The 12,971-nt window shown below is 68.9% G+C and carries 9 protein-coding genes; 3 read left to right on the top strand and 6 right to left on the bottom strand.

Annotated features, from left to right (window positions below):
• Positions 1-1,066: 1,066 nt before the first annotated feature.
• Entirely contained in the window at positions 1,067-1,687 is a 621-nt protein-coding gene (locus tag QSK35_RS37260; RefSeq protein WP_285752428.1) for a hypothetical protein, read from the bottom strand.
• A gap of 209 nt (positions 1,688-1,896) precedes the next feature.
• Between QSK35_RS37260 and QSK35_RS37255 the strand changes: the two genes are divergently transcribed.
• The 3 genes from QSK35_RS37255 to QSK35_RS37245 all read left to right on the top strand — a co-directional run bounded on the left by QSK35_RS37255 (position 1,897) and on the right by QSK35_RS37245 (position 6,738).
• A complete protein-coding gene (locus tag QSK35_RS37255; protein WP_285752427.1) occupies positions 1,897-2,670 on the top strand; it encodes a class I SAM-dependent methyltransferase in 774 nt (257 codons plus the stop codon).
• Positions 2,671-3,226: 556 nt separating this feature from the next.
• On the top strand, positions 3,227-5,464 hold the full coding sequence (locus tag QSK35_RS37250) for a glycoside hydrolase domain-containing protein (RefSeq protein ID WP_352244189.1): 2,238 nt from the start codon (positions 3,227-3,229) through the stop codon (positions 5,462-5,464).
• Positions 5,461-6,738 carry a glycosyltransferase gene (locus QSK35_RS37245; protein WP_285752426.1) on the top strand — a complete coding sequence of 426 codons (1,278 nt, stop codon included), beginning with the start codon at positions 5,461-5,463 and terminating at the stop codon, positions 6,736-6,738. Before QSK35_RS37250 ends, QSK35_RS37245 begins: the two co-directional genes overlap by 4 nt.
• A gap of 356 nt (positions 6,739-7,094) precedes the next feature.
• Here the strand turns inward: QSK35_RS37245 and mhpA are convergent, their stop codons facing one another.
• Genes mhpA through QSK35_RS37220 form a run of 5 tightly spaced genes read right to left on the bottom strand, consistent with a single transcriptional unit; the run spans position 7,095 to position 12,844 of the window.
• A complete protein-coding gene (gene mhpA / locus QSK35_RS37240) occupies positions 7,095-8,570 on the bottom strand; it encodes a bifunctional 3-(3-hydroxy-phenyl)propionate/3-hydroxycinnamic acid hydroxylase MhpA (RefSeq protein ID WP_352244185.1) in 1,476 nt (491 codons plus the stop codon).
• On the bottom strand, positions 8,567-8,917 hold the full coding sequence (locus QSK35_RS37235; RefSeq protein WP_285752425.1) for a DoxX family protein: 351 nt from the start codon (positions 8,915-8,917) through the stop codon (positions 8,567-8,569). Before QSK35_RS37235 ends, mhpA begins: the two co-directional genes overlap by 4 nt.
• Complete coding sequence (locus QSK35_RS37230; RefSeq protein ID WP_285752424.1) at positions 8,914-10,791, bottom strand: acyl-CoA synthetase; 1,878 nt, start codon at positions 10,789-10,791, stop codon at positions 8,914-8,916. The genes QSK35_RS37235 and QSK35_RS37230 overlap by 4 nt, the downstream gene beginning before the upstream one ends.
• On the bottom strand, positions 10,788-11,723 hold the full coding sequence (locus QSK35_RS37225; RefSeq protein WP_285752423.1) for a fumarylacetoacetate hydrolase family protein: 936 nt from the start codon (positions 11,721-11,723) through the stop codon (positions 10,788-10,790). Before QSK35_RS37225 ends, QSK35_RS37230 begins: the two co-directional genes overlap by 4 nt.
• Complete coding sequence (locus QSK35_RS37220) at positions 11,720-12,844, bottom strand: VOC family protein (RefSeq protein ID WP_285752422.1); 1,125 nt, start codon at positions 12,842-12,844, stop codon at positions 11,720-11,722. Before QSK35_RS37220 ends, QSK35_RS37225 begins: the two co-directional genes overlap by 4 nt.
• Positions 12,845-12,971: the final 127 nt, after the last annotated feature.

Here is a 12,971-nt window from a genome sequence, read left to right as displayed (position 1 = left end):
CGTCCTCCTCCCTACTCTGCCGTTCCGTTTCGACGTCGACCGCACCGAGCAGGCTGCGGAGCCCGACCTCGTAGCGTTCGGCGTCCGTCGGGTCGACCCTCCAGTCCGTGATCGGTTCGCGCATCACCTCGCCGGGGTGACTCGCCTCCGTCAGCGTCACTTCGGCCTCGGCCTCGCGCTCCCGGTCGCGCCCACCGGTCACGGTCGTGCCGCCCACGCCGTCGAGCGGCTCAGCCAGTCGGCTAACCGGGTCTCGGCCAGGACCGCGTCGTCATCGGGGACGAAGGAGTGCGCGCTCAGTACGGTGTGCGGGTGTCGCGTGAACATGGCACGGCCCGATGCGCGGTGATCTGGACCGGATCACGGAAGCGCTGTGGTCGAAGACGCGCATCAGCCGACGCGTGTCCGCCGAGGAACTGGTGCAGTGGCTGCAGCAGCGCAATCCGTCCGCCGCGGATCCCCGCTGCCCGATCTGCGCCCTCGGCTACCGGACGGATGGGGCTCAGCGTAAACCCGTTCCGCGTCAACCTGTTGACAGGAGCGAGAGTCCACTATAGACCGATATGGTGGTGTCGTGGACACAGGAGACAACAGTCCGCCGACATGACCAACGGGCCTGTCGGCGCCATCCGACCGGTCACGACAGTGCCATTGTCACTTCGTGTAGCCGCGAGAGCGACCTTGTTCACAGGTCACGCTTGCCAAGATCATTGAGCCTGGGATCGCCCGAGCCGGCTTCGACGGCGCTACACAGTCGGCTACAGGATCGACGTGGCCAACACCGAGGCACGCCGGTCAGGTACGACCTGACTGAGCAACTACCGCTCGGTCTGTCCATGGACATGGCCTGGGTGGGAGAACACCGTGCCGGAACGCGATCACGAATGCGGACTGGGCCTTGTCGGCTCGGTGTCCACATCGGCCGCCACCAAAGTGGCCATCGAGCCCGGTGACGCCCACAGCTATCAGCGGCTGGAGCCAGCCTGCCGAAGCGTGCGTGGAGGTGTCGAACCTCGTGATCGAGCCTGCCGCCACGACTGGGCGACCACCTACCTGACGCCGATCGTCAGTTCCGCAGGTCGGCCTGCCACACTCGTTGTCCGGGGCGCCTGATGATCTCTGTGCCGCCAACCATGCGCAGCCGGATCTGCCCTTGAGCGTCAGCGCCGACCGCACCTACCTCGCCGACGGGGCCGGCCGTGCCGTACAGGCGGACGTGTTGTCCGGGGTTGAGTTCCTCGGCCGCAGTCCGACGCATGTTCACTGCTTGCGATGCGGGCAACCAGTGGGTGGTGTACTGCTTCCACGCCAGGTACCCGAGCGGCGTCGCGACGAAGGGCAGCCACGGGTAGAGCGGTGCGGTGGCGCAGAACGCCGCCGCAGCTGCCCAGAACCCAGAGCTGACGGGAAGTTTGCCGAGCTGCAGCCAGCCGGTTGTGCGCACGGCGCTGTCCGGGCGAAGGCCTTGTGGAACGGTTCCGTCTGGCAGTCGCACGATCGGCACCGGCTCGGGATCCATATCGGGCGCCGTGTTCGCGGCCAACTCGATCAGTGTGGTGTCACCGGCGATGCGGTGCCCGCACTTGGTGCAGACGAGGCTGACGCCGACCGGTGCGTTCGTGTCCGGCCACACCCGCAACAAGCCGTGCCCGGCGGGGCAGTGGTACGCGGCTTGTCCGCGCTGCATTTGTGGTGTTCGCCGCTTCAGCTAACACCGTCCGCTCGGCGGCATGACAGCGCGTTCCGAACGAGACCGGCCCGCCCGAAGGTCTCCCAACGGACGGGCCGGTTCAGCTTGCGCGCGCTACGCGGCATGCGCGGACGCGTTGCCCTTGCGAAAACCACTGGTGACCGACTTACCCCGCTGATGTACTGATGGCACCGTGAGTCTGCCGCGTGACGGAGGTAGTAGTGGTGAGTGGCTATAACGCGCTTGCCGAGGTGTACGAGTGGCTCATCTCAGATGCAAAGCTGACTCCGGCCGAGTTCGCTTCGTCGTTCGATGACGTCCTCAGTCTCCTGCCGTCGAACGCTCATGTCCTCGATTGTTCGTGCGGGACCGGACAGTTGGCGGTTGGCCTGGCGGGTCTTGGCATGCACGTTGTCGCAACTGACGCCAGCGAAGCGATGGTTCGTCGGACTGCGGAGTTGTCTGAGGAGTTCAGGGCATCTGTCCGGACAGTGCGGGCGGACTGGCAAGAGTTGCCCGACCATTTCGATGACGACACCTTCGACATGGTGTTCTGCGTTGGCAACTCGCTGCACCATGCCGAGGGCGCGCGAGGCAGAGTTGCTGCTCTGGAGTCGATGTCACGGCTTCTGCGCCGTGGCGGGCGCTTGGTACTCACCTCCCGCACGTGGGAACTCGTGAGGGCCAGAGGTTCCCGACTGGACATCAGTGACCGACTCGTCCGCCGGAGCGGTCGCGATGCCGTCGTGGTCTACCGCTGGGACATTGCGCCGAACTGGGAGGACGAGCACCACATCGAGATTGCGATCGCGCAAGTGGACACGGCTGGGTCGGTTCTTGCCCGCTCGGAACTGCTGTCGAGCTGGCCCTACCGATACGAAGAACTCGAAGTCGAGTTGCACCGGGTCGGACTCCAGACGGAACTGAGCACGTTCAACCCTGAGGCCGAGAACTACATGGTGGTGGCAAGCAAGGTATAGACAACGGGCTCTCAGTCCGTGGCCGGACCGCGCGGTTGCGACCAGGAGGCTTGCGTCCTCTCATCGGCATGGTCGGATGTTCGTCTGGCATGTGCCCGTTTCTGGGGTTGATGAGTCGGCAGCGGGCGCCGCCGAGGTGCTCGAGGTAGAGGTGAGGGCCGCACCCTTCGGCCATGGTGCGAGCTGGCGTGAGACAAGCCAATGGCCTACATCCCTGCTTGCAATTCGGTGCAGGCGCGCCAGAACGAGGCGGATAGGGCCACGTTGGTTGCCTACGAACGACTTCTTGGTCCGGACCACCCGAACACGTTGATCTCACGGAACAACGCTTACCGGTCGGTGGGTGATCTGGGCCGGGTGTAAGGCGGTCCCGCTGTTCGAGGCGGTGCTCGCCGATCGTGAGCGGGTGCTGGGCGCCGACCACTCCGACACGTTGACGCGCCGAGGACCGGACCAAGCGCACTGCCACGCCACGACGCGACCACCTCCGCGTACCTGGCCACATGTTCATGTCGCTGAAACCAACGTGGTGCCCGCGCTGACATAGTGTCGCGTCATCCTGGACGAGATTGATCCTTTCATCGGAACAGCTGCCACCTCACTGCCTGCGGCGCAGGGGCTGGCGGCCACTTGGTGGTGGCCGAAAGCGCAGGTCGGCAACACCCACCCCGGCGCGACGTCCCCGCTCGGCATGGTGTCTGCCTGCGCGTACTCCGGTGCCTATCCCACCGGATACGGCCTCTACATGAAGAACACGGAGGGTCAGCCGGAGGAGCTGTTCGATCGGCTGCAGGCGTCCGGTTTCACCCACTTCCAACAGTCCGGTACCGGTGCGATACGGAAGTACTACAACTACGTGCGGGTGACCCCGATGGTGCAGCAGCTGGACGTCCTCGGGCAGGCCTGGCCGCTGCACGACGAGACCGCCGAAGCCGGGTACTACGCGGCCACTCTGGACACCGGCATTCGATGCGAGGTCACGGTCGGCGCCAAGGTCGCCGTCCACCGCTACGCCTTTCCCGAGCATCGCAGCGCGCGGATCGTCGTCGACCTGTCCTGCGGCGGGCTGGCGATCGACCTCGGCCGCACGGTGCCGCTGCGGGCGCATGTGGAAAGCCTTGGCAACGGCCGCGCCCAGGGAACGGTGGTCGTTGAAGGCGTGCCGCTGTCGGTGTACATCAAGGTCGACAGTCCGGGCTGGCGGCAGATGCTCTGGCATGACCGTCGGCTGATCGAGGGTGGCACGCGGCTCGACTTCGACCGCATCAGGCAGACCACGTTGCGCCCGTTCGGGCTGCTCTACATGGGCCCCACCACCGCCGGGCAGAGTGTCGAGATCCAGATCGGATTCTCGCTGCGCGGCTGTGAACAGGCTCGGGAGAACCTGTCTCGCGAGTGCGGTGAGGGGGCGCCGGCGTTCGACGCCGTCCGGGCGCAGACCAGGGCTCGGTGGCGCGACCACGTGGGCCGGGTGGAGGTCGACGGCGGGTCACCCGCCAGGCGGCAGGTGTTCGCGACGGCCCTGTACCACTCGCTGATCAAGCCGTGCTTCGCCGACGACGAGAGCCCGTTCTGGCCGTCCTCCGGGCCCTTCGTGTTCGACATCTGCACGATGTGGGACATCTACAAGACCCAGCTGCCGTTGCTCATCGCCATCTGCCCGGACCGCGCGGTCGATCTCCTGGAGTCACTGATCCGGGTCTGTGAGGAGGAAGGCAACTTCCCCATCGGATATCGGATGGCTCGCGGCGCGGACAGGTTCTTCCGGCAAGCGAGCGCGTTGGTCCACACGGCGCTGGCCGACGTGCACGCCCTCGGCCTCGGCGACCTGGACTGGACCTGGGCGCTGGTGCACATGTACGACGACCTGCGCCGGATGTACGGCGAAGACTTCTACGAGCACGGCGTTGTGCACCCGATCTCGCATACGCTCGACCTCGCCTACGCCTGCCACTGCACCTCCGGCGTCGCCCGGAGCCTGAACGACGTCCAGCTCGCCAACGACCTCGACGCGCGAAGCCGCCTGTGGTCCAACGCGTTCGATCCGGACACCGGCCTGCTGCTCGACTCGTCGTTCTACGAAGGCGGCAAATGGAACTACTCGTTCCGGCTGCTGCACGACATGGCCGCGAGAATCGCGATGGTCGGTGGGAACGAAGCTTTCGTCAGCACACTCGACGCGTTCTTCGGCTACGGCGCCCCGCGTGTGGTGCAGCCCGGTAAGCGACCCGACCCGGCGGAGATGGCGGCCGGCTACCTGCTGAACCGGTTCGAGGGGCTGAACAACGAGCCGGACATGGAAGCGCCGTGGTCCTACCACTACGCTGCTCGGCCGGACCGCACAGCCGAGATCGTGCACGCGGCGCTGACCTGGCAGTTCGGCACCGGTCCCGGCGGCCTGCCGGGCAACGACGACTCGGGTGGGCTGAGCTCCTGGTACGTGTGGGCCTCGCTCGGTCTGTTTCCGGTCTCCGGGCAGAACCTGTTCCTCGTCAACGCGCCCGCCTTCAGCCGCGCCACGCTGCACCTCGGGGACCGCGACTTCGTGATCGAGACGCGGGGACACCGCGAGACGGCCATCAGTTCCGACGGGTTGGACGCGGACCCGCCGCCTCAGTACGTGCAGTCCGCCCAGCTGAACGGCAGACCACTGGACGCGGCGCATCTGCGCGCAACCGACGTCCACGCCGGCGGCCGGCTGCTGCTCGAACTCGGCCCATACCCCTCGGAGTGGGGACGCAAGATCCTGCCGCCATCAGTGTCCGACCCGCTCGGAAAGGGGGCTCGCACATGAGCAGGCCAAGCCGCCGTCTCGTCATCGTGGTCCGGGCCGACCCAGTCATCTGCGGTCACTCCGGGGAAGCCCGCAACCTGGCCGAGGTCGCGCTCACCCGCGGCTTCGACGACGTCCGGCTACTGACCTGGCCGATACCCGTGCTACAGGCGGCAGGCCTGCCGCTCAAGCCGCTGGACCGGATCATGCCCTACAGCGAGAGCATCACCGTGGAGCGGCCCGAGCCGGTCGGCGACTACCGAGTACCCGATGGCCGATACCTGGCCGGGCTGACGGGACGCCTGGTCGAACTGCTCGCCGAGCCGGTCCCGACCACATGCGTGTCGATGTACCTCGCTCCCCACGACGCCGTGGTGCGCGACGCCGTAGACGCGGCACGCGCGGCCGGTTACGCACCTGACGTCCACACCATCGCGAAGGCGGTCGGCTCGGACGTCACGAACGTGATTCGCTCGTGCCTGCGCGAGGGTCGATTCGGGGCAGCCGTGGTCCTGTTCACCCGGTTCCTCGCCAACGACCAGGTGATCGCCGTCTCGGAGTACACGAGGCAGGAGATCATCGCCTGCGCAGAGGCCGTCGACACGCACTGCGGCACCCGGTTCGCCCGCCAGTGCGTGCGCCGGATATCGGTCAGCTACCCGCCGATCGACACTTCGGCATACCTCGACCTCGATCCGGCGCTCGTGGAAACCGCCCTGAAGCGACGCGGCCTGGAACGCGACGGGTACGTGTTGTTCCTGTCGCGGGTGACACGGGCCAAAGGCATCTACGACCTGGTGGACGCGTTCGCCCAGTGCCAGGCGCAGTCACGGCTGAAGCTCGTGGTCGCCGGTAACGGCCCCGAACTGGAGCACGTCCAGGCGATCACTCGGCACAACGACCGGATCCTCTTCCTCACCGACGTGGAGGACGAGGAAAAGCCGCTGCTGATGAACGGCTGCGCCGTGTACGCGCTGCCAACCAAGCCCGAACCGGACTTCGTCGAGACCTTCGGCATCGCGCTGACCGAGAAGATGCTCGCAGGCGGCGGGCCGGTGATCACGACCACCACCGGAGGCGTCGGCGAAGCGGTGGGCGGGACGGCGATCCTCGTCGAGGCCGGGAACACCAACCACATCGCCGCTGCGATCGACCGGGTGGTGCTCGACATGTCAGCCGAGGAACGGCGACTCATGGCGGACCGAGCACGCGAGCACGCCCTGTCTTTCGACCGTGTCCGGGTGTTCGACAGCCTCTTCGCCACGTCCAACCCAGCTGTCGCCCTAACGGGATGACCCTCTGTCCCCCAGCAGCCTCGATGGCAAGCTGAACCATGTCCACGGGCGTTGTGCTTGCCGAAACTCCGTCCGTGCTGGTCAGGCCACACCGTGGATGCGGCGATCTTGATGCCGTGCATCGCCTGGCCGTTCAGGGGGCCGAGGACGTCGAAGGTGGCGGCGCCCCAGCGCAGCAGGTTCTCCCGTCCCTCCGCCGGCCACCGACGAGGTGGGGACCACCGACATGGGCAGTGCGGCCGCGACCTCGACGCCGTCGACGGTGCGCCGGGCGAGCGCGGCGTCGACGATTTCGGCCGCCTCGTGCCACGGGAAAGCCGGTTGTGACGTCGGCGCAAGGTTGCTCCTTGTCACGTTCAGCGGAGGACCGCGGTGAACCTCGGCACGATCTGGGAGAGGCTGTTGCTCGAGCTCAGCACCGTGCCGTCCGGACGGACGATGGCGGCGCCGGCCCGGAGCCACCGGTGCAGCTCGCCGGACTGCCGGGTGGTGACGAGGACCGCGCCGCGCTCCTCGATGATCGCGCGTTCGCTCTCCGACGGGATGTCCGCCGTAACGACGGCGAAGCGGCCGCCGGCGACGTCGTCTAAGCGGGTTCCGGCGTCGAGAAGGACGTTGGGGCACAGCCGGCCCACCAGGGACCGCCCGAAGCGGGGCCGCGCGACCAGGTCCGTGCGGTGCAGTGCGGGTGTCGCGCTGTCGAGGGCGCGGCCGTTCAGGCGCGGTGCGACCACCCGGCGGATGATGTCGCCGAACCGGCCGCCTTCGGTCATGGCCTTGCCGATCAGCACGGCTCGCCGGATCATGGCGCGGGTGTGCGGCTTGCGTTCGGCCTCGTAGGTGTCGAGCGCGCTCGCGGACAGGGTCCCGTCGAGAACCCCGGCGAGTTTCCAGGCGAGATTGGCCGCGTCGCGCAGGCCGGCTCCCATGCCCTGCCCGATGAACGGTGGGGTGAGGTGGGCGGCGTCGCCGAGCAGGAACACCCTGCGGTCGCGCCACCGGTCCGCGATCCGCGCGCGGAAGGTGTACTCGGCGACTCGGACGATCTCCAGGTCGCCGGGCGGGATGTCCTGAGTCCACGGCGTGATCAGCGGGTGCAGCCGGTCGAGGTGGCCGAAGTCGTCGGCAGTCTCCCCCGGCAGCAGCCGAAATTCCCAGCGGTAGCGGGTTTTCCCGATCCGCATGTAGGTCGCGGCGCGGGCAGGGTCGCAGACCTGGTGCACACCTTCCCACTGGCCGAGGTCGGCGGTGGTGGCGACGTCCACCACGAGCCAGCGCTGCTCGAACTTCAGGTCCGCCATCGTCGCGCCGATCGCCGACCTGACGAGGCTGTTGGCGCCGTCGCAACCCAGCACGTAGTCCGCGTGGATCGCCTCCCGCGCACCGGTGCCGCGGTCGGTCACTTCGACCTGCACGCCGGTCCTGTCCTGCCGAATATCGGTGACCTCGGTGTTGCCGCGCAGGGCGACCGTGCCGATCGTCTCCAGGTGGGCACGGAGCAGGTGTTCCAGGTCGGGTTGGTCGAACATGTTCGCCTCCGGGTAGCCGTGGCGCCCGGTACCTGGGGAACGGTGGAACTCGGCCAGCACCCGCAGGTCCGGGTCGAGCAGCCGCAACCCGTGGCAGGGCCACGAGATGGCGGCGAACTCCCCGGCCAGCCCGAGGTGCCCGAGGATGCGGTGCACCTCGTCGTCCAGGTGCACCGCGCGGGGCTGCGGGTAGACCGACGCCCACCGCTCGAGCACCAGGCACTCGACGCCGTGCCGGCCGAGCAGCGCCGCGGCGGTCAGCCCGGTCGGGCCCGCGCCGACGATGACGACGGGCACCTTCACGGCGACACCCCGAGGGTCACGAGGTAGCCGGCGACGAGCACCGCGCAGACCAGCGCCGGCACGACGTCGCGGCCACTGTCCCGGTTGCGCACGTGCGTGATGAGGGCGCCGGCGAGCAGGAGGAGCAGGCCGACGGCGGCCAGGATGCCGAGCGCCGGCACGGCCAATCCGAGCAGGATCCCGGCGGCTCCGGCGATCTCCAGCGCGCCGATGCCTCGGTAGGCGGTGACGGAGAACCCGGCGTGGGCAGCGCGTTCCCGCATGGGGGCGAGCGCGAACAGCTTGGCCGCACCGAAAAGGAAGAAGACGACCGCCGCGAGGACGGACAGGACGATCAGGACGGTCATGGGTTTCCCTGGAATGTCAGACGCGTGGGCACGGTGTAGCGGGCAAGAGTTGCTGCCACCTTCGGTTCGTCTACTTCGGACGGAAGGGTGACGGCGGCGAGCACGGTTCCGTCCTCGATCACCGCGTCGACGGTCACGCCGTCGAACGGGGCGAGCGCCTCGGCGATCGCTCGGCGGGTGGCGTCGGCGCGCAGGGCGAGCTTGTAGGGCTTGCCGACGGCGGTCACGGGCAGCGCGTCGAGCACCGTGACGGCCTTCGGCGCGGCGGCGCGCTCGGGGACGCGGCCGGCGGCCCAGGTCAGCAGGTCCGCCTCGGTCGCCGTGGCAGCGGGAGTGAGGGTCACGTAGGCGACGGGCACCTCGCCGGAGTGCTCGTCGGGGCGGCCGACCGCACCAGCCGCGGTCACCTGCGGGTGGGCCAGCAGGGCGTCTTCGATCATCGCCGGGTCGATGTTGTGCCCGCCGCGGATGATGAGGTCCTTGGCCCGGCCGGCCAGGGACACGAACCCCTCGGCGTCGACGCGGGCCAGGTCGCCGGTGTCCAGCCAGCCGTCGCGGAGTTTGCCGAGACCGTCCAGGACGTATCCGTTGCGGTCCCGTCCGACGACGTAGCCGGGGAACACGGTGGGGCCGTTGATGGCCAGCACGCCTGTCTCGCCGCGGGGCAGCTCGTCCCCCGTTTCCGGGTGGACGACCTTCATCCGCTGGTAGGGCAGGCGCTGGCCGACGGTGCCGGGACGCGGGTCGTCGGGGAAGCTGCGGGCGCTGGCGCAGGTGGCTTCGGTGAGCCCGTAGCCCTCGATCAGCGTGACGCCGGTGTGGGCTTGGAAGCTCTGGCGCACGGCGGAGGGCAGCGGCGAGGCGCCGACCATGGCGTAACGCAGGCTGGTGATGTCGGCGTCGACCGGGCACTGCGCGAGGACCGCGTACACGGTCGGGACCGCGCTCATCGCGGTGATCCGGTGGTGTTCGACGATCTTCCAGAACTGCCCGTACAAGGCGGGTTCGCGGTAGCCGAGCGGGCTGGCCCACACCGCGTGCTGGCCCTTGAACAACGGCGCGAGCAGCGTGACCACCAGCGCGTTGACGTGGAACAGCGGCAGCGCCGCGAAGACCACCGAGCCGACGTCGAGCAGCGAGTTCGCCGCGATCATCCACGCGTCGGCGACCTCGTTGGCGTGCGTGTGCGCGGCCAGCTTCGGCGCCCCGGTCGTGCCGCCGGTGTGGAACAACGCGGCCAGATCCGACGCCACCGGCGGTTCACCGTCGAAGTCGGAGGCGTCGTGGTCGGCAGCGAGGTCGGCGAGGTAGCCCACGCGCACGCCGTCGAGGGCGGGCAGCGCGGCGGGTTCGCCTGCCGCGCCGGTCGGGCGCAGCACGAGAAGCGCGTCCAGGTGCGGAGCGAACGCCTGTGCGGTGTCCCAGGCCTCCGGCGCGAGCTCCGGGCCGGCGGTGATCAGCACCCGCGCCCCGGACAGGCGGAGCAGCTTGCCGAGGTGTTCGCGGGACAGGCCGCCGTTGAGCGGTGCCGCGACGCCGGCGAGCTGGGCGGCCAGGGTCGCCGGAATCAGGTCGGTGCAGTTGGGCGACATCAGGGCGACCGCGTCACCACGCCGGATCCCGAGTTCCCGCAGCAGGTTCGCGTAGCGATGGACGTCAGCGAGCAGCTCGGTGAAGGTGCGCCGGACCGGTTCGCGCCACCGCGCGGCGTCGGGCAGCACAGTGGTGGCCGGACGGTCCGGCAACCCCGCGGCGGCGCGCCGGAGCAGGGCGTACGTCGACTCCGGCAGGTTGCGTCCGGCGAGCGGGACCGCCTCGATCGCGGCCAGATCGGCCGGTTCGGCGTAGCGCGGCCACAGCGAAGCGCCGCTCATCGCCGGTACCTCACGACCGTGCGCTGGGTGCCGAGATCGAGGGCACTGTCGTCGGTGGCGACTGTCGCCTCGACGACGTCGCCATCGGCCAGGTACTTCGCGTTCTTCGCCTGTCCCTTGAAGAACAGCTTCCACTTCAGTGCCGGAGGCAGCAGCGCCGCGATCTTCTCCACGACCTTCGGCGGTGCGGACAGCGCGGTACCGGCCGGGGTCCCGGTCAGCACCAGATCGCCGGGATCCAACCGCTGGAAGCGGGTCAAGGCCTGCAGGGCCTCAAGCGGGCGGTAGATCATGTCGTCGCCGACGACCGCGTTCTGGCGCACCGAACCATTGACCGAAAGCCGCAGCCGCAGGTCGGCGAACCGCTTCAGCTCGTCGGCGTCCAGGAGCACGAGGGCAGGCCCGACCGGGGTGAACGTCGGGTACGACTTGGCCTCGTAGAACTGGGTCTGGGGCAGCTGGATGTCGCGGGCTGACACGTCGTTGGTCACCACCAGACCCCCGACGTACTCGCCCACGGCGGTGATCCCGGTACCGATCGGGATCTCCCGGCCGATGACCAGGCCGATCTCCACCTCGTAGTCGAGCAGGCGCACGTGCGGCGGTTTGACGACGTCGTCGAACGGGCCGCTGATCGACCCGGACGCCTTGCGGAAGAACGTCAACGGCACGGTTTCCGGATCCATCCCGGCATCGGAGACGTGCGAGGCGAAGTTGGTCATCTGGGCGACCACTCGGCAGGGCGCGGTGACCGGGGAGACCAGCTCGAGCGACGCCACCGGCACGGTGTCCGCGGAGCCGGCCGCGGCGGTGATCGCCGCACGGTCGCCGAGCAGTTCCGCGGTGGTCTTCGCTGCCGTGGAAATCTTCGCCGCCCCCGGTGGAGTGGCGACATACCAGGCGTCGGCGGTGCGCAGGACGGTCAGGCTCATGAGCGGGCCACTTTCAGCAGGCCCAACAGGCGCTGGGCATCGAACTCGTTGTCCTCGCGCAGCGCGGAGAACACCGCACGCAGTTCGCGCAGGGATTGCTTGCCCGGCTTGACGCCAAGGAAGTCGGCGGTGGCGGGCGGCCCCCACTGGGCCAGCCCGGAGGCGGTCATCGGGGCCCAGCCGGGCTCGAGGGTGTTGTCGAACAGGTCTCCGTCGCTGAAGTGCTCGACCAGGAACCCGTCCGGGTCGCGCCAGTAGTCGAAGAGCTGGCTGCCCTGAATGTGCCGCCCGATGCCCCACGAGCGGTGGTAGCCGTGCTCGCGCAGGTACTCACCACCGGCGGCCAGCGTGTCGAGGTCGGCCACCTGGTAGGCGGAGTGCACGTAGCGGTCGGCCGGGCCGAGAACCATGGCCAGCGTGTGGTGGTCGGCCGGCGTGGCACCGCGGTCGCACCGGATGAAGCTCATCACCGGCCCGCGCTCGCGCTGCCCTGGGTAGTACATGAAGTCGCTGACGATCAGCCCGAGGTGCTGCAGGTACCAGTCCAGCGCCTCGCGGTAGCGGGTCGTCTGCAGCACGACGTGCCCCAGCCGCTGCACCAGTGCCGGGGCCCGAGGCGGCCGCTGGGTGGCGTTGACCCGCCGGACCTCGTGGCCGAGGTTGAGCACGTGCGGGTCCTGCGGCGGCAGCGCGGGCAGCTCATGGGTGTCCGAGACGACCCGGACGCGCAGGCCGCTCGGGTCGGGCAGGTCGACGACGACACCGCCCAGCCTGTCGGGCAACGCGGCGACCGGCCGCCCGGTGGCTTCGGCCAGCCGCAGGACGTCGCCCGACGTTGCGGCCAGGAACGCCGGCCCGAGGAACTTCGACCGAGGCCCCTTGCGGATGAGCACGCACGGCGCGCCGGCATCGGTGCCCCGCAGGTACAGCTCGTGCCTGGTGCTGAGCACGGTGGTGAACCCGAAGGCCTGGGCGAACACCTCCGCCCGCTCCAGGTCCGGCTTCTCGAACTCCAGCCAGGCCAGGTCGTGCACCTTGATCACCGGGTTCGCGGCCCGGCCGGGGTGCTCGCCCGCGAGCGCGCCCTGCTCGCTGTGCAGCCCGCTGTGCGGATCTCCCACGGCTGCTCCCTCCATCCACGTTGATGACGATATCGTCAGTTAGGAGCATATCGTCAGTCAAGAGGTTCTGACGATTTCCTCAACAGTGACGCGATGGGCTACGATGCGGGAACGACCAGCTGAGACA

The organism is Lentzea sp. NBRC 105346, assembly GCF_030269605.1.
In the GTDB taxonomy this organism is placed as follows: Bacteria; Actinomycetota; Actinomycetes; order Mycobacteriales; family Pseudonocardiaceae; genus Lentzea.
This window is presented reverse-complemented; position numbering and strand designations above follow the sequence as displayed.